Here is a 15509-nt window from a genome sequence, read left to right as displayed (position 1 = left end):
CCGGCTCTCTTCCCCGACGCTACGGCAGAGGAGGCTCGGCCCTTTCCGACCGCTTGTCGTCAGTGCATTGGACGACTGTCGAGTGCGCCGTGCTCGACCTCGCGGAGGAACGCACCGACGACCGCGTTGAACGCCTCGGGGTTCTCGAGGAACGGGAAGTGCGAGGAGGCGATGTCGCGCGGGAAGACATGCACGCGAGCGCCGGGGATGCGTTCCGCCAGCCACCGCTGCGACTCCGGGGGCACATGGCTGCCGTCGCATCCGATCACGAGGGTGGGGACGCGGATGCCGCGCACCACGTCGCGCCAATCCTGGGTGCCGTGATCGATGAGCAGGGGCACCGCGGCATGCGGCGGCGTGCGGGCGACCTCGCTCATGACGAAGGACCAGAGCTCCTCGTCCACCGGGCCGGAGAACATGCCGCGCACGAACGCCCGCACCGCGCTCTCGGCCTCCGGACCGGCGACGGCATCGGCCAGGGCCACGAGGCCGTCGACGGGCAGGATGCTCCCCGCCCGCACACGCTCCTCCTCGCTCATCCAGGACTGCGCGATGACCGCGGCGGGCTGGTCGACGACGACGAGGGAGCGCACGCGCGCGTCACCGAAGAGTTCGAGGTACGACCAGGCGACGGATGCACCCATCGACCACCCGAGCAGATCGACGCGATCCACGGCGAGCGCCTCCAGCACATCCCGCAGGTCGGCGGCGAAGCGGGCGATGCGGTAGCCGTGGGTCGGCGCCTCCGAGCCTCCGTGCCCGCGCATGTCGAAGCTGATCACGCGGCGAGCGCCGAAGCCGGTGAGCTGGTGGCGGAACATCTCCTGCGATTGCGACCAGCCGTGCAGGAGCAGCAGGGGGACGCCGTCTCCCCCGGTGTCGTGGGCGCGGAGCACGACACCGTCGCTCGTGGTCACCTCGATGCGGCGAGCGCTCATCGGATGTGACCCGCGTTCTCCCAGTAGGCGGCGAGCTTGAGCCCGAGGTGCAGGGCGCTGCGCTGCATGCCGTCGTCGAGGGCGTCACGCACCACCTGGGGCATGTTCTCGAGCCGGTAGTACAGCGTCGTGCGGTGGATGTGGAGCACCTCGCACACCTGTCGCACGTGCCCGGCGTTGTCGAGGAGCGCCTCGACGGTCTGCCGGCGCAGCGGGTCGGCGTCCTGCACGAGGGCGAAAGCGGCGGGCGAGTACCAGGAGAGTCGGCGGGGGTCGGTCAGGACGTCGGAGATCAACAGCCAGGGACCGACGTCATCGGCGTGCAGGCTTCTGCCGAGTTCCGGGAGGAGCTCTGCGACGGTGGCGGTGGCGATGGCCCGCTCGGCGACGGGATGCAGGTCGTTGTCGGCGTCGGAGAGCCCGGCGGCGCCGATGGCGCGCAGGAGCACCCCTGCGCGCTCTGCTTCGGCGACGACGGCGGCGTCGAGGCGTTCGGTCTCGCCGCGGCGGCCGAGGAACAGCAGCGCAGCGCCGATCTCACCGATCAGTACGAGCGCGGACCGAGTGGCACTCTCGACGGCGCGGCCGAGTGCGGCGCGCTGGACGACGCCTGTGTCGTGGCCGATCGCGACGGCCCGCACGAGGGTGTCGGCGTCGCGGGTGACGCCGTGCGCGCGCACCGCCATGCTCAGAGCATCGCGACGGGCGATGGGGTCGGCGGCCAGTAGCGAGCGCATCACTCCGTCCCGAGCCGTGAGTGCGGTGCTCTCGCTCTGGGCGGCGAGGACGGTGCGTACGACGTCGACGGCCGCGTCCAGGGCGCGGAACTGCTCCTCACGCAGCGGAGGCAGCCCACCGGTGATGAGCCACAGGATTCCCAGGAGGGTGTCGTCCGACCAGATCGGGACCGCGAGGCGCTCATGGGCGCCGAACTCCGCGAGGTCCACGGTCCGCGGCCTCCGGGACTGCGTCAGGCGCAGGCTCTCGACGTACGCCCGTTCCCGCGGCGGGGTGACCCGACGCAGGAGTGCCCGTGCGCGGAGCTCGTCGATCTCGTCGCCCTGCGCGCTGGCGACGATGGGGCGGAATGCGGGGTCGTTGATGACGATCGAGCGGTCGAGTGTCTCGGCGAGCTCGTCGACCAGGTCCTGCAGGTTCATGCCCACCACGCGTCCGGGTACGGTGAGGAGGTCGCCTCCGGATGCCGCGGGGTGATGGTCATGCTGCTCCTCCCGGCCCGCGTCGTCGGGCCTCGCGCCCGACGCTACGGGAGCGAGGGCGAGCGCTGGGAGGCCCGCGTCGTCCCACCCACCGCTCATGGTCATCGCGCCGCCTCCACGGCATCGGCGCCGATGCCGCCGGGCAGTTGATCGGCCAGTCGGGCGAACACGGCGGCGGTGACGGCGCCCGGCGGTGCCGAGAGCACCGTGAGCTGATACCCGGGCATGCTGCGCACCGCGAAGTTCTGGGCGTCCACCGGGATCTCCCCCACTCCCTCTACGAGGATGTGGAACGTGGCATCCTCGGGGCCGGACACGTCGTGCCGCGCCCAGATGCGCACGAAGTCGGGATCCGACGACAGCTCGGCCACGATCTCCCGCAACCGAGGAGACTGCGGTACGGCGTCGCGTCTCAGCGTGGCGACGGCTGCGCGGCTCATCGCCTCCCACTCCACGAGCGTCTCCTTCATGCGAGGCACGAACAGATGACGCAACTGATTCCCGCCTGCAGAGAGACCGCCGTGCCCGAACACGGTCGCGAGAGGGTTGGCGGCGACGATGTCACGGTGCGGATCGGTGACGTACGCCGGGGTGTGCGTCCACGCGGACAGCGCGCGCACGATGCGGTCGGCCGAGTCCCGGGGAACGTGAGCGGGGGTGTGCAGCCGTCCCGAGACGAGGCGGAAGGCGTAGGCGGTCGCCTCGTGGTCGAGCCGGAGCGCCCGGCAGAGAGACAGGAGCACCTGGTCGGAGGGGCGGGCCCCGCGGCCCTGCTCCAAGCGCAGGTAGTACTCCCTGCTGATCCCGGCCAGGGCGGCGACCTCGTCGCGACGGAGGCCCGCGACCCGCCGTCCGGGGGTGGGAACGATCCCCACGTCCTCGGGCTGGGTGACGGCGCGGCGGGCGCGGAGGTACTCTCCGAGAGAGGTCGATGCATCGTCCACAGGGCGGGCTCCGGTCGTCGAGGGGATGGGGCGTCTGCGACGCTACCCGCGCGCGAGGGAGCGCACATCACCCGCCCCGGGGGCGCACATCCCCTCCCTGCTGTCGCGTGGCCGTTCGTCATCTGTCGGATGCGCCGCACGCCGCGTTCCGCGAGACTGGCGCTGTCACAGTCCACATGGGAAGGATCGGCGCGTATGACGGATCAGGACCCCCGGGGTGCGGTGCAGGCGGTCGCATCGCCCCTGACGGCGAATGCCGTCTTCCTCGTCGTCGACGTCGCCCCCGGCGCAGCCGATCGGGTGCGCGACGTCCTCGCCGATCTCGCCGGATCGATCAAGTCTCTCGCCTTCCCCTACTCCGATTCCGCGCTCACCTGCACGGTCGGGATCGGGAGTGCGATCTGGGACGAGCTCACGGCGCTCCCCCGTCCGGCTCAGTTGCGCCCGTTCACCCCCGTGGTCGGCGCGCACCACACCGCCCCGTCGACCCCCGGAGACCTGCTCTTCCACATCCGGGCCGAGCGTGCCGACGTCTGCTTCGAGTTCGAACGTCGTCTGCTGGAGTCGCTCGGCGACGCCGTCCGCGTCGTCGACGAGACCGTGGGGTTCCGCTCCTTCGACCGGCGCGATCTCCTGGGATTCGTCGACGGGACGGCGAATCCGATCGGTGCCGAACTCGACGCAGCGGTGCTGGTCGGAGACGAGGACCCCGCGCACCGCGGTGGCTCGTACATCGTCACGCAGAAGTACCTTCACCCCCTCGCCGCCTGGCGTGCCCTCCCGACCGAGACGCAGGAGGCGATCATCGGGCGCACGAAGCTCGAGAACGTCGAGCTCGACGATGCACCGTCGGGTCAGCAGTCGCACAAGTCCCTGGCGACCATCGTCGACGAACAGGGCGTCGAGCACGACATCCAGCGCGACAACATGCCGTTCGGCCGCCCGGGCCATGATGAGTTCGGCACGTACTTCCTCGGATGCTCCCGCGATCTGAGCGTCATCCAGCGGATGCTCGAGCGCATGTTCCTCGGCGATCCGCCCGGACTGCACGACCGCCTCCTCGATTTCTCCACCGCCGTCACCGGCTCCGTGTTCTTCGCCCCGCGACCGGAGGTTCTCGCCGCTCTCGGGGACGGCTGACCGCCACTCGGAGAGCGACCCCGCGTCCGTTCGACGGCGTGATCAGCTTCGCCGTGCGCATCCGTCATAATCGGATCATGCACGATACATCCGATGGCGGAGCCGTCGGATCCGACCGCGCTCTCCTCGCCGGCTCCCCCGCGGCGCACGCGGCTCCTCTCCGCGGTCGCGACGACGCTCTGACGGACATCCTCGACGTGCTCACCTCCGTGCGCGACGGCGCCGGCGGTCCGGTTCTGGTGCGCGGCATGCCGGGCATCGGTAAGACGCGATTGCTCGCCGAAGTGCTCGCCCGCGCTTCGGTGTCCGACTGGCGCACGCTGGTCATCGCCCCGGACGTCGACGAATCGACCGTGCCTCTCGCGGCCCTCCTCGAGGCGTCGCTGCGCGGATCCTCCCCGCTGCTGACACCCGCCGATCTGAAGCCGGTGCTCTCCGGCGGCGAGCACCGGTACTGGGTCACCCGTCTGCTCCTCGACCGTCTCGAGCAGGCCGCGGCCGAGCATCCTCTCCTGATCGTCATCGACGACCTGCAGTGGCTCGACACCGCATCCGTGACCACGCTCATTGCGCTCGTGCGCGGACTCGCCGACCAGCCCGTCGCGTGGCTCGTCGCCGCACGCGACGGCGTCCTCCCTTCCGCGCATGCTCGTGCGGCAGCGCACATCGCCGCGGAGGGTCTCGTCATCGAGCTCGCTCCGCTCGACTCCTCGGCATCGGCGGAGATCGCCGCCGACATCGCCGGTGGTACCCCCGGTCCTGTGCTGCGTGCGGCACTCGACCAGACGGCCAACGTTCCCCTCCTCGTCGTCGAACTCGTGCGCGGGCTCCGCGAGGAGCACCTCCTGGCCCGACACGCGGGGTCCGTCGACGCGGTGGATGCCGCCGTGCCGGCGAGGTTCGGTGCGGCCGCGCGCGAACGACTCTCCTCGATCTCACCGGCCGCCCGGCGATTCGCGCAGGTGGCGAGTCTGTTCGGACGCAGGTTCCGCCTGCGCGACGCGCTCCGCGTGCTGGACCTCTCGGCAGCGGCCGCCGCGCCATCGGTCGACGAGCTTCTCGCGGAGTCGATCCTCGTCGGGGACGGCGCGGCTCTCGCCTTCACCCACGACACCCTGCGGGAAGCGGCCGATGCGTCGATCGCGTCACCCATTCGCCCCGCGCTGCTCCGAGAGGTCGTGCGGGTGCGCCTGTCGTCGGGCGAGCCGGCATCGGCTGTCGCGCCCGCTCTGATCGAGGCGGCGGAGCCCGGCGACGAGGACTCTTTCGTCCTGGTCGCCGAGGCCGCTCGGGACATCTCGGCGACCGACTCCGCGTTCGCCGCCGATCTGGCGGCCGCGGCGATCCGCCTCGCGCTGCACGTCCCGCGACTGGTCGTTCGCGCCGCCGAACTACTCCCCCTCGTGTGGACCGACGGCCGCCACGACGAGGCCCAGGCGGTCACGACCGCCCTCGCGCCCTATCTCTCCGCCGATCTGCGCGCCCGCGCTCTGCTGGCCGTCGCCCGACGCCAGACCGAGTTCTCGTTCGATCGAGCGATCGCGACCTGCGACGAGGCACTTGGCATCCGCGGGATCGCACGCAGCACTCGGGCCGAACTCCTCGCCGTCCGCGCGCTCAACTGCGCGAACCGCGCCGACTTTGCCGGCCTGGAACAGACGCTCGCTCTCGCGCGGGAGGTCGCCGATCCGGAGACCGATCATCTCGCCCTGGCGACCATCGACGCGACCGATTCGGTCTATCAGTTCAACAGCGGCCACCACGATCGGGCGGTGGAGCTCATCGACGCCGCACTCCGCCGCGCCGAGGAAGCCGGACTCGTCATATCGCGCTGGCTCCCCGAAGGCCTCTGGCCCGCATTCCTCCACAACTCGCTGGGCGATCCCGAGTATGCCCTGCAGCTGGCCGACCTCGGCCTGTCCGAGGCACGCGCAGCGGGCAGCGCGGTGGCCGAGGCGTTCTGGATGATGGTGCGCACCCGGGTGCTCTACGACGGCGGCCGGATCGACGAGGCCCGTGTGCTGGCCGAGGCCGTGCTCGCGCTGTCCGCCGAGCTGGGGTTGGGAGACTTCGCCAACGCCACGGCCGGGGTCGTGCTCTTCCGCATCTCTCTCCACACCGGCGACGCGCAGATCCGCGCGCAGGCCAAGCCGATCGTCGAGGCACTCGCCACGAGCACGGCCGTGACGAAGGCCGGCCGCTGGCTCCTCGCCGTCGAAGCCATCGATGAGGGGCGACTCGACGATGCGGTCTCCGCCAGCGATCTCGCCCGGGCGGGGCTCGACGCACCCGTGCCTCCCATGACGACCCCGTCGGACTTCTCCGACGACATCGTGCTCGCCGACCTCGCCGTGCGCACGAACGATGCGGAGACCATCGCCGCCGTGCTGAAGCGCACGAGTCGTCGCTGCGACCTCAACCCCGACAGCGTCTTCTCCCGCGCCGTGCACGATGCCGTGGTCGGACGCACCCGCGCAGACCCCGCCGCACTCGACGCCGCAGCATCCGCCCTGCGCGAACTGTCGCGTCCACTGGTGCTGGCCCGAGTGCTGGAGCTGCGCCCCCTCGTGGGCGGCGACGAACAGCAGGCACGACGAGCACTCGACGAAGCGCTGGAGATCTACGAGTCCCTCGGAGCCGTGCGCGACGCGAGTCGAGTGCTGCGCGCGCTGCGCACGCGGGGTGTCCGCCGCCGGCCGGCCCGGCGCGGCGCGCCCGAACTGCTCTCGACCCGCGAACGCCAGGTCATCGAGCGCGTGGCGCTCGGGGCCACGACCCAGCAGATCGCCGACGCGCTGTTCATGTCGCCGCACACCGTGGTCTCGCACATCCGACACCTCTACGCGAAGACCGGCGTCAACTCCCGCAGCGCACTGCGCCTCTGGTACGCGAACGCCAGTGAGGAGCGCGAGACCGCCTGACGCCGCGGTGCCCGCTCAGGCGTGCACCTGATGCCAGGTGCAGATCCGCGAGCCGTCGAGGCGGAAGCTCCCGAACCCCAGCACCTCGCACCTCTCGCCCTCCGGGAGGCGCAGGTGCAGCACCTGCTCGGTGAGCACGGTGTCTCCTGCCACCGCGACGGTGACGAGCACCGTCGACCACTCCGCGAAGCGCGACCTGATCTCCTCGATCATCGCCAGCATCTCCCGGCGGCCCGTCACGCCCCGGTTGTGCGAAGGACGGTAGACGACGTCCTCGGTGAGGAACGGCAGCAGTTCGCCCACGCCGCCCTCGTTCAGCACCGCGACGAAATCACGGACGATGAGCTCTCGCTCCATCTGCTGGATCCCGTCCAGCGCCTCTCGGCGGATATCTTCCACGGCGATACCTCCCTTCCCGTGCCCCTCACGCTAAGAGCACGGGGTGGGCCGGGCATCCGACGTGCGTCGAAAGTCCGAAGGACGGATGCCGGATCGGTGCGTCGCCGGCGTCGGTCACCCGGCGACGGCGGGAGACCGGCGCGCCATGAGGTCGTACGCATCGCGTACGGCATCCGCCGTGGTCTCGACCTCTTCGTAGTAGTGGGTGAACCCGCGCTCGTCGCGGACGACGAGCGAGACGCGGACCATCCCGGTGCGAGCGGGTGCGGCGGACGGCAGGGGGACGACTCCAGTGGGGGACATGGAACTCCTTCGTGATCGTGCGAGCCGGAGGAGTCCACACCGTCCGGCCCCACTAGGAAGACGCCGCGAACGCCGGTTCATTACGCCGACACGCGAGAATTCCTCGGCGATCGGGATCGCCACCACTGACCTACCGCCCGAGGCCGCACACGTCAACGGCCTCTTCACCGCCATCGCCGAATCCTAGGCTGAATCACCTCACCGACGAGAGGAGCATCCGATGTCCAATCCCCCACCGATCCCCCCGATCCCGTCGCTCGGAAACGAGTCGGACGATGATCGCGACGGAGTCCCCACGCTCGAGGTCGACGGCGCGGAAGAGGTCGATACTGATGTCGACGGCGCGCAGGTCGACAGCGCCGAGGCCGATCGGATCGCCGCAGAGGGCGAGTGAACGAGATGTCCGACGGGCGGGTGCGAACCATCGCATCCGCCCGTTCCGGATGCCGACTCAGTTGGCCAGCAACGGCGGGAGATGAGGAATCTGCACCGGGCGGGTGGCCCGGCTCGATCCGTGCATGCGCTCGACGTCGGCGAGCACCTCGAAGGCGTTCGAATAACGCATCGCGAGCGGCAGGTCGCGCACCCACACCACCTCGACCTCGGTCTCGGCGTATTCGTAGACGCACGCGACGATGTGACGCGGGTCGTTCGCAGGGAAGCGCTGGTCGTTGATCACCCATTCGGTCGGGGTGATCCGACGCAGCACGTAGCGCGGTTCTGGATCCTCTGTCATGTCGGCCCTCCAAGACTCTCTCCCCTTAAGAAAGAGTGTGCGCGCCGGTATACCGCCGGGGAAGACCCTTGACAGAATCCATGCAGGGTGCCGCGCCCGGCTCTCGCGGGCGCGGCAGGGGGTCACTCCCCCGCGACGGGCTCCGGGAGGTCGATCGGCACGACGGGGCAGTCCTTCCACAGGCGCTCGAGCCCGTAGTACACGCGCTCCTCCTGGTGGAAGACGTGAACGATCAGGTCGCCGAAGTCCATGAGGACCCAGCGCGACTCGGCGCGACCCTCGCGCCGGACACGCTTGTGGCCCTCCGCGATGAGACGGTCCTCGATCTCGTCGGCGATCGCGGCGACGTTGCGCTCGCTGTTTCCCGTGACGAGCAGGAAGATGTCGACGAGCGGAAGCGGCTCCGAGACGTTGAGCGCGACGAGGTCTTCACCGCCCTTCGAGACGGCGGCTGCGGCAGCGATCTGCAGCATGGCTTCAGCGGTTTCAGGTGATTGCATCAGAACACATTCGTGGTGAAGGCGACGACGAGGACCACGCCCAGTGCGAGGGCGAGACCACCCGCAACGATCGCAAGGATGAGCATGAGTTTGTTGCCCTTTTCGGGGGCGGGCGGTCGGATGACCTCGCCGGCGGGCTTGATGGTGCTGACCGCCGAGCTGGCGGCGATCGGCGTGGGAGAAGAGGCGGGCGGCAGTTCGCCGTCGATGAGGACGGCATCGACGTCCTTGCCGTCGGCGACGCCGTGGGCGTGACCCTGAGAGCCGATGCCGCGCGGGAGTTCGTAGGAGCCGGTGACGAGGATCTCGCCGGTCGATGCGACCGGTCCCGAGAGCGATCCCTCGCCCGGCGAGGGCGTGAAGATCAGCGCGCTGGGAGACGTGTGCTGAGAGCCGCTGGAATCGCCGACCGTGAGCAGCTCGTCGAACGACGGTGCGAACGGCTTCTGCGTCTTGTCGATCACGGACGCCCCGAACGCCGGGTTCACGGTGGGGCGCTCATCGGGAGCGATGACCTCGTCGTCGTCTCCGACGTCGGCCAGCACGTCGTCGGTGTCCGAGAGGGCGGGTTTCTGGTCGAGGCCCAGAACGGCATCGACGTCGTCGACGTCCTCCTGCGGCTCCTCGGCTGCCGCGTCGAGAGGCATCTCACCCACGGATGCGCTCGCGCCGGCGGCGCTCACGGGCGTGATCGCGACCTCCGCGTCGTCTTCATCGATGTCGTCGTCGGTCGAGACGGCCGGTGCCGAGAACTCCGGCACGGCGGAAACGATCGGCGTCCGATCGGCCGGGGGCTGCTCCTGCGGCTCCGGCTCCTGTGCCACCGGTGCCGGCGGCTCCACCGGAGCGAGCGGCGTGGCGTCTTCGGGTTCGACGACGGGAACGGATGCCGTGCGCACGCGCTCCTGGTCACGCGCCTGGCGGCGGGTGAGTGGGGCGGCCGCGGATGCGGGAGCGGCTGCTTCTTCGGCGACGGGAGCGGGCTTCGCCGCAACGGGCTTCTGCGCGGCGGGCTTCTCGACGGCGGGCTTCTGCTCAGCAGGCTTCTGCGCGGCGGACTTCTGCGCGGCGGGCTTCTCGACGGCGGGCTTCTGGACGGCGGGCTTCTCGACGACAGCGTCGGGCTCCCGCGTCTGCGCGGGCGCGGCAGCCGCCTCCTCGTCGCTGATGACGGGCGTCGATCCGGTCAGTCGGATCTCACGCAACTGCTTGCGTGTCAGCGGACCCTGGCCGTGCTGATCCGATGTAGTCATGACTTGCTCCGATACAGATGATGCTTCGCGATGTACTGGACGACCCCGTCGGGAACGAGATACCAGACCGGCTGGTCGTCCCGGACCCGCTCTCGGCAGGCGGTCGACGAGATCGACAGGGCCGGCACCTCCAGCTGGCTGACGTTGTCGCTCGGGAGGCCATCCGTGCTCAGGACGTGTCCTGGCCGGGAGACCGCGACGAAGTGGGCCAACTCCCACAACTCATCATGGTCCCTCCAACTGAGAATTTGCGCCACGGCATCCGCTCCCGAGATGAAGAAGAGCTCCGCATCCGGTCGGTCCCGTTTCAGATCCCGCAGGGTGTCGATCGTGTACGTCGGCCCTTCGCGATCGACGTCGACGCGGCTGACGGTGAACTGCGGGTTCGATGCCGTCGCGATCACGGTCATCAGGTAGCGGTGCTCGCTCGGGGTGACGTCCGACTTCTGCCAGGGGCGCCCGGTCGGGACGAAGACCACTTCGTCGAGATCGAAGGAGTGCGCGACCTCACTGGCGGCGACGAGGTGACCGTGGTGGATCGGGTCGAACGTTCCACCCATCACACCGATGCGCGGAGCGCGCGAGGTCACGGTCTTCATAGTTCCTTAGTGGCCGTGCCCTGCCCCGTGGCCGTCCTTGCCGTGCTTCGCAGCCCAGGCCTCGGCCTTGGCCGAGTGACGGTTGGCGACGTTGCGGTACGACAGCGTCACGAGACCGAGGAAGGCGAAGATGATCGCGGCGATCACACCGAAGATCACGGTCTCGAGGGCAACGTTGCCGTGGTGCTCGGTTTCCGCAGCGGCCATCGCGACCTGTGCGATGAGGTTCATCGTTTCTCCGTTTCGTGACCTGAGTCAGTGCAGCGCGATCCAGTCTAGCCCTCAGCCGCGCGTCTGCCCCGACCCACGCGCCAGCCATTTCGTGCTCGTGAGCTCGGCGAGACCCATCGGGCCCCGCGCATGCAGCTTCTGCGTCGAGATGCCCACCTCGGCGCCGAAGCCGAACTCGCCGCCGTCGGTGAAGCGGGTGGAGGTGTTGACCATGACGACCGCGGAATCGACCTCGGCGAGGAAACGCTCGGCGTTGCGGGTGTCGGTCGTGATGATCGACTCGGTGTGACCTGTGCTGTAGCGGCGGATGTGCGCGAGGGCCTCGTCGAGGTCGTCGACCACCTTGATCGCGATGTCCAGGCTGAGGTACTCGGTCGCCCAGTCCTCCTCCGTGGCCGGGATGACGTTCGACACGAGCCCGGCGACCATGTCGTCGCCGTGGATCGCCACGCCCTCGCTCTGCAGCGCACTGGCCACGAGAGGCACCAGGCGCGGCGCCGCCTGACGATGCACGAGAACGGTCTCGACCGCGTTGCAGACGCTCGGCCTCTGCACCTTCGCATTGACCACGATGTCGCGGGCCCAGTCGTCCGGCGCCGACTCGTCGAGAACGATGTGCACGTTCCCGGCCCCCGTCTCGATGACCGGAACGGTCGATTCCGTGACGACGGTCTCGATGAGCCCTGCGCTCCCGCGCGGAACGAGCACGTCGATGTAGCCGCGTCCGTGCATGAGCGCCGTGGCTCCGTCCCGACCGAAGTCGTCGACGGTCTGGATCGCCTCGGCGGTGACGCCGGATCGCACCAGCGCCTCCCGCATGACCTCGACGAGAACGGTGTTCGACTCACGCGCGGCGCTGCCGCCCCGGAGAACGGCCGCGTTTCCCGAACGCAGTGCGAGAGCGGCGATGTCGACCGTGACGTTCGGCCGCGCTTCGTAGATCGCGCCGACCACGCCGAAGGGCACTCGGATCTGCTCGAGGGCGACACCGTTCGGCATCCGATGCCCGCCCACCACGCGACCCACCGGGTCCGGGAGCGCGGCGACCTGGCGAACGGCGGCGGCGAGAGCCGCGACGCGCTTGTCGTCGAGGCGCAGACGGTCGATCAGCGAGTCGCCGATCCCGTTCTCGTTTCCGCGCGCGATGTCGAGCTCGTTGGCGGCGATGATGCGCTCGGCGTCGCGTTCGAGTCCGAGGGCGATCTCCTCGAGAACGCGCTCCTTGTCGCCGCTGGTCAGAGCGGCCGTCGCGCGCGACGCCTCCTTCGCGCGCTCGAGGCGCACCTGCGGGGTCTGATCGGTCATCCGCCCAGTCTAGGGCGCACCGATCCCGCTCAGACGGCGGGCTCGAACCAGGTGCCGACCTCGGCGCCCGAGAGCGCCCGATCCACCAGATCGGCACTCGTCACGAGCACGCCGATCCCCGACGCGGCCGCGAGCCGGGCGGCGGAAACTTTGGTGGCCGCTCCCCCGGTGCCGACGCTGTTCACGACCGTCGCCCCGAACTCGAGTCCGCTCAGATCGGCATCCGCGGCGATCACGTCGATCGGCTCGGCACCGGGATCGGAGGGCGGGCGCGTGTAGAGCGACTCGATGTCGCTGAGCAGCACGAGAGCGTCGGCTTCGATCAGCTGAGCGACGAGGGCTCCCAGGCGGTCGTTGTCGCCGAAACGGATCTCCTGGGTCGCCACCGTGTCGTTCTCGTTGACGATCGGGAGCACGCGCAGCCCGAGAAGGCGCTCCATCGCGCGACGGGCGTTGCTGCGCGAGGTGGGGTTCTCGAGATCACCGGTCGTCAGCAGCACCTGGCCCGCGACGATGTCGAACGGACGCAGCGCCTCCTGGTACCGGTAGACGAGGATGTTCTGACCGACGGCCGCGGCCGCCTGCTGGGTCGCGAGATCGGTGGGGCGGGCGTCGAGACGCAGGAACGGGATGCCGGACGCGATCGCACCGGACGAGACGAGGACGACCTCGGTTCCCCGCCCGTGCGCGGCCGCGAGGGCCTCGACGAGAACGGGGATGCGCCAGGACGCCTCACCGCTGATCGACGACGATCCGACCTTGACGACGATGCGCGCAGCCGTGGCGAGGTCTGCACGCGAGCGTGCGGTCACTCGCCCTCTTCGCGATAGGCGGCGAGGCGCTGGGCCTCGACCTCCGCGCGCGCCGCGGCCTTGGCATCCATTCGCTCGTAGTAGTTCTCACGACGCTCCGACGTCGTGCGTCGCGCATTCGGCGCGAGACGCGGGTCGGTCCCTCGCGGGGCCGTCATGAGTTCGGCGGCCGAGGTCATCGTCGGCTCCCAGTCGAAGACGATGCTGTCGCCCTCGCCGATGACGACGGTCGATCCCTGCACCGCACCGAGGCGGAAGAGCTCGTCCTCGACGCCCAGCTTCTCGAGCCGGTCCGCGAGGTAACCGACGGCCTCCTCGTTCTGGAAGTCGGTCTGCTGCACCCACCGCACGGGCTTCTCGCCGATGATGCGGTAGACGTTGCCGTAGGTGCCGCCCTCGACCCGGATCGTGAACTCCTTCTTGGAGCCACGCGGACGGATGACGACGCGCTCACGGGGCACCTCGACGGCGGCCTGCTCGGCGCGCACCTTCTTGACGAGCTCACCGAGAGCGAAGGTCAGCGGACGCAGACCCTCGTGCGAGACGGTGGAGATCTCGAAGACGCGGAATCCGCGCTCCTCGAGATCGGGGCGGACGAGCTCGGCGAGATCACGCGCCTCGGGCACGTCGATCTTGTTCAGGGCGACGAACTGCGGGCGCTCCAGCAGAGGGGTCTGCCCCTCGGGCACCTCGTAGGCGGCCAGTTCGGCGAGGATGACGTCGAGATCGGAGAGCGGGTCGCGCCCCGGCTCGAGCGTGGCGCAATCGAGCACGTGCAGCAGCGCGGAGCAGCGCTCGACGTGGCGCAGGAACTCCAGTCCGAGACCGCGCCCCTCGCTGGCGCCCTCGATCAACCCGGGCACATCGGCGACGGTGTAGCGCGCGTCGCCGGCCTGCACGACACCGAGATTCGGGTGCAGCGTCGTGAACGGGTAGTCGGCGATCTTCGGCCGTGCGGCCGAGATCGCGCCGATCAGGCTCGACTTGCCGGCCGAGGGGTATCCCACGAGCGCCACGTCGGCGACGGTCTTGAGCTCGAGGACGACATCGCCCTCGTACCCCGGCGTACCCAGCAGCGCGAAGCCCGGAGCCTTGCGCTTGGGCGACGAGAGAGCAGCGTTGCCCAGGCCGCCCAGGCCGCCCTTCGCCACCACGAAACGCTCGCCCGGGATGATCATGTCGATCAGCACGTCGCCGTCGGTGTTCTTCACGACGGTTCCGACGGGCACCGGAAGCTCGAGGTCCTCCCCCATGAACCCGGCACGGTGATCGCCCATGCCGAATCCGCCGTTGGGCGACGAGCGGTGCGGAGAGTGGTGGTACGAGAGCAGCGTGCCGGTCTGCGGGTCGGCGACGAGCACGATGTCGCCGCCGTCTCCGCCGTTGCCGCCGTCCGGGCCACCGAGAGGCTTGAACTTCTCGCGGTGCACCGAGACACAGCCGTTGCCGCCCTTACCCGCGCGCAGGTGCAGCGTCACGGTATCGACGAACGTGACCATGTGTCGGTCTCCTCAGGTGGTAGCTGTTGCCCATCGGAATCGGTGGGCAGATACACGGACGGGGCGAGCCGAAGCCCGCCCCGAACCGGATGTCTGTTGCTGTGCGGCGATTACTCGCCTGCAGCGACGATGTTGACGACCTTGCGGCCGCCCTTCGCGCCGAACTGCACCGCACCGGCGGACAGCGCGAACAGCGTGTCGTCGCCGCCACGGCCGACGTTCACGCCGGGGTGGAAGTGGGTGCCGCGCTGACGGACGATGATCTCGCCGGCGTTGACCTGCTGGCCGCCGAAGCGCTTGACGCCGAGGCGCTGAGCGTTGGAATCACGACCGTTACGGGTGGAGCTTGCGCCCTTTTTGTGTGCCATGTCCTGGTCTCCTCGGTCTTACTTGATGCCGGTGATCTTGACGCGCGTGAGCTCCTGACGGTGGCCCTGGCGCTTCTTGTAGCCGGTCTTGTTCTTGTACTTCTGGATGATGATCTTCGGGCCGCGGAGGTTGCCGATGACCTCGGCGGTGACCTTGACCTTGGCCAGCTTGTCGGCGTCGGTGGTCACCGTAGCGCCGTCGACGAGCAGCACAGCGGCAAGCTCGATCTTCTCGCCCTGGGCAGCCTGCACACGGTCGAGCTGAACGATCGTGCCGACCTCGACCTTCTCCTGCCGCCCACCGGCGCGCACTACTGCGTAAACCACTTCATACCTGTTTC

18 protein-coding genes are annotated in these 15509 nt (G+C 69.6%); 3 read left to right on the top strand and 15 right to left on the bottom strand.

Translation table 11 applies throughout. The features are described from left to right. Window positions 1–59 precede the first annotated feature (59 nt). Genes WFJ97_RS00825 through WFJ97_RS00815 form a run of 3 tightly spaced genes read right to left on the bottom strand, consistent with a single transcriptional unit; the run spans window position 60 to window position 3102 of the window. Entirely contained in the window at window positions 60–938 is an 879-nt protein-coding gene (locus tag WFJ97_RS00825; RefSeq protein ID WP_336640156.1) for an alpha/beta fold hydrolase, read from the bottom strand. Then, window positions 935–2263, bottom strand: a complete 1329-nt coding sequence (locus tag WFJ97_RS00820) for a helix-turn-helix domain-containing protein (RefSeq protein ID WP_336640155.1) — start codon at window positions 2261–2263, stop codon at window positions 935–937. Before WFJ97_RS00820 ends, WFJ97_RS00825 begins: the two co-directional genes overlap by 4 nt. Further along, window positions 2260–3102, bottom strand: coding sequence for a helix-turn-helix domain-containing protein (locus WFJ97_RS00815; RefSeq protein WP_336640154.1), 843 nt, complete (start codon window positions 3100–3102; stop codon window positions 2260–2262). The genes WFJ97_RS00820 and WFJ97_RS00815 overlap by 4 nt, the downstream gene beginning before the upstream one ends. Window positions 3103–3297: 195 nt before the next feature. Here WFJ97_RS00815 and WFJ97_RS00810 point away from each other — a divergent pair, with 195 nt between their 5' ends. Both WFJ97_RS00810 and WFJ97_RS00805 read left to right on the top strand, forming a co-directional pair. Beyond that, window positions 3298–4242 carry a Dyp-type peroxidase gene (locus WFJ97_RS00810; protein ID WP_336640153.1) on the top strand — a complete coding sequence of 315 codons (945 nt, stop codon included), beginning with the start codon at window positions 3298–3300 and terminating at the stop codon, window positions 4240–4242. Window positions 4243–4319: 77 nt separating this feature from the next. Then, window positions 4320–7163: a helix-turn-helix transcriptional regulator gene (locus WFJ97_RS00805; protein WP_336640152.1), complete on the top strand. Its 2844-nt coding sequence runs from the start codon at window positions 4320–4322 to the stop codon at window positions 7161–7163. Between the two features lie 15 nt (window positions 7164–7178). Here the strand turns inward: WFJ97_RS00805 and WFJ97_RS00800 are convergent, their stop codons facing one another. Together WFJ97_RS00800 and WFJ97_RS00795 are read right to left on the bottom strand one after the other, a co-directional pair. Beyond that, window positions 7179–7562, bottom strand: a complete 384-nt coding sequence (locus tag WFJ97_RS00800) for a nuclear transport factor 2 family protein (RefSeq protein ID WP_336640151.1) — start codon at window positions 7560–7562, stop codon at window positions 7179–7181. 114 nt (window positions 7563–7676) lie between these two features. After that, window positions 7677–7865: a hypothetical protein gene (locus tag WFJ97_RS00795; protein ID WP_247632003.1), complete on the bottom strand. Its 189-nt coding sequence runs from the start codon at window positions 7863–7865 to the stop codon at window positions 7677–7679. 220 nt (window positions 7866–8085) lie between these two features. On the opposite strand from WFJ97_RS00795, the gene WFJ97_RS00790 reads away from it, so the two are divergent. Further along, a complete protein-coding gene (locus WFJ97_RS00790; RefSeq protein WP_247956365.1) occupies window positions 8086–8259 on the top strand; it encodes a hypothetical protein in 174 nt (57 codons plus the stop codon). A gap of 57 nt (window positions 8260–8316) precedes the next feature. On the opposite strand, the gene WFJ97_RS00785 is transcribed toward WFJ97_RS00790, so the two are convergent. From WFJ97_RS00785 to rplU, 10 genes are all read right to left on the bottom strand, one after another. Then, on the bottom strand, window positions 8317–8601 hold the full coding sequence (locus tag WFJ97_RS00785) for a hypothetical protein (protein WP_247622168.1): 285 nt from the start codon (window positions 8599–8601) through the stop codon (window positions 8317–8319). Between the two features lie 122 nt (window positions 8602–8723). Next, on the bottom strand, window positions 8724–9101 hold the full coding sequence (rsfS, locus tag WFJ97_RS00780; protein ID WP_336640150.1) for a ribosome silencing factor: 378 nt from the start codon (window positions 9099–9101) through the stop codon (window positions 8724–8726). After that, window positions 9101–10354, bottom strand: a complete 1254-nt coding sequence (locus WFJ97_RS00775; RefSeq protein WP_336640149.1) for a hypothetical protein — start codon at window positions 10352–10354, stop codon at window positions 9101–9103. The genes rsfS and WFJ97_RS00775 overlap by 1 nt, the downstream gene beginning before the upstream one ends. Further along, the gene (gene nadD / locus WFJ97_RS00770; RefSeq protein WP_247622165.1) at window positions 10351–10953 is read right to left on the bottom strand and encodes a nicotinate-nucleotide adenylyltransferase; all 603 of its coding nucleotides are present in this window, start codon (window positions 10951–10953) and stop codon (window positions 10351–10353) included. Before nadD ends, WFJ97_RS00775 begins: the two co-directional genes overlap by 4 nt. A 6-nt stretch (window positions 10954–10959) precedes the next feature. Then, window positions 10960–11184 carry a hypothetical protein gene (locus WFJ97_RS00765; RefSeq protein ID WP_247632000.1) on the bottom strand — a complete coding sequence of 75 codons (225 nt, stop codon included), beginning with the start codon at window positions 11182–11184 and terminating at the stop codon, window positions 10960–10962. A gap of 51 nt (window positions 11185–11235) precedes the next feature. After that, window positions 11236–12489, bottom strand: a complete 1254-nt coding sequence (locus tag WFJ97_RS00760; protein WP_336640148.1) for a glutamate-5-semialdehyde dehydrogenase — start codon at window positions 12487–12489, stop codon at window positions 11236–11238. Between the two features lie 29 nt (window positions 12490–12518). Continuing rightward, on the bottom strand, window positions 12519–13301 hold the full coding sequence (proB, locus tag WFJ97_RS00755; protein WP_247631998.1) for a glutamate 5-kinase: 783 nt from the start codon (window positions 13299–13301) through the stop codon (window positions 12519–12521). Continuing rightward, entirely contained in the window at window positions 13298–14800 is a 1503-nt protein-coding gene (gene obgE / locus WFJ97_RS00750) for a GTPase ObgE (protein WP_336640147.1), read from the bottom strand. Before obgE ends, proB begins: the two co-directional genes overlap by 4 nt. Window positions 14801–14910: 110 nt before the next feature. Beyond that, window positions 14911–15168 (bottom strand): 50S ribosomal protein L27, encoded by a 258-nt coding sequence (gene rpmA, locus WFJ97_RS00745; protein WP_247622160.1) that lies wholly within the window; start codon window positions 15166–15168, stop codon window positions 14911–14913. 18 nt (window positions 15169–15186) lie between these two features. Next, the gene (gene rplU, locus WFJ97_RS00740) at window positions 15187–15495 is read right to left on the bottom strand and encodes a 50S ribosomal protein L21 (RefSeq protein WP_247622159.1); all 309 of its coding nucleotides are present in this window, start codon (window positions 15493–15495) and stop codon (window positions 15187–15189) included. Window positions 15496–15509: the final 14 nt, after the last annotated feature.

This window comes from Microbacterium sp. USHLN272 (genome assembly GCF_037149655.1).
Taxonomy (GTDB): Bacteria; Actinomycetota; Actinomycetes; order Actinomycetales; family Microbacteriaceae; genus Microbacterium; species Microbacterium galbinum.
Note: the sequence above shows the minus strand (reverse complement) of the source record. Positions and strands in the feature narration are given on the sequence as shown.

What these genes read in the sequence shown, in the direction of transcription:
- WFJ97_RS00825 (WP_336640156.1), bottom strand. Translation starts at nt 938, where the DNA reads ATGAGCGCTCGCCGCATCGAGGTGACCACGAGCGACGGTGTCGTGCTC.
- WFJ97_RS00820 (WP_336640155.1), bottom strand. Translation starts at nt 2,263, where the DNA reads ATGACCATGAGCGGTGGGTGGGACGACGCGGGCCTCCCAGCGCTCGCC.
- WFJ97_RS00810 (WP_336640153.1), top strand. Translation starts at nt 3,298, where the DNA reads ATGACGGATCAGGACCCCCGGGGTGCGGTGCAGGCGGTCGCATCGCCC.
- WFJ97_RS00805 (WP_336640152.1), top strand. Translation starts at nt 4,320, where the DNA reads ATGCACGATACATCCGATGGCGGAGCCGTCGGATCCGACCGCGCTCTC.
- WFJ97_RS00795 (WP_247632003.1), bottom strand. Translation starts at nt 7,865, where the DNA reads ATGTCCCCCACTGGAGTCGTCCCCCTGCCGTCCGCCGCACCCGCTCGC.
- WFJ97_RS00790 (WP_247956365.1), top strand. Translation starts at nt 8,086, where the DNA reads ATGTCCAATCCCCCACCGATCCCCCCGATCCCGTCGCTCGGAAACGAG.
- WFJ97_RS00785 (WP_247622168.1), bottom strand. Translation starts at nt 8,601, where the DNA reads ATGACAGAGGATCCAGAACCGCGCTACGTGCTGCGTCGGATCACCCCG.
- rsfS (WP_336640150.1), bottom strand. Translation starts at nt 9,101, where the DNA reads ATGCAATCACCTGAAACCGCTGAAGCCATGCTGCAGATCGCTGCCGCA.
- WFJ97_RS00775 (WP_336640149.1), bottom strand. Translation starts at nt 10,354, where the DNA reads ATGACTACATCGGATCAGCACGGCCAGGGTCCGCTGACACGCAAGCAG.
- nadD (WP_247622165.1), bottom strand. Translation starts at nt 10,953, where the DNA reads ATGAAGACCGTGACCTCGCGCGCTCCGCGCATCGGTGTGATGGGTGGA.
- WFJ97_RS00765 (WP_247632000.1), bottom strand. Translation starts at nt 11,184, where the DNA reads ATGAACCTCATCGCACAGGTCGCGATGGCCGCTGCGGAAACCGAGCAC.
- WFJ97_RS00760 (WP_336640148.1), bottom strand. Translation starts at nt 12,489, where the DNA reads ATGACCGATCAGACCCCGCAGGTGCGCCTCGAGCGCGCGAAGGAGGCG.
- obgE (WP_336640147.1), bottom strand. Translation starts at nt 14,800, where the DNA reads ATGGTCACGTTCGTCGATACCGTGACGCTGCACCTGCGCGCGGGTAAG.
- rpmA (WP_247622160.1), bottom strand. Translation starts at nt 15,168, where the DNA reads ATGGCACACAAAAAGGGCGCAAGCTCCACCCGTAACGGTCGTGATTCC.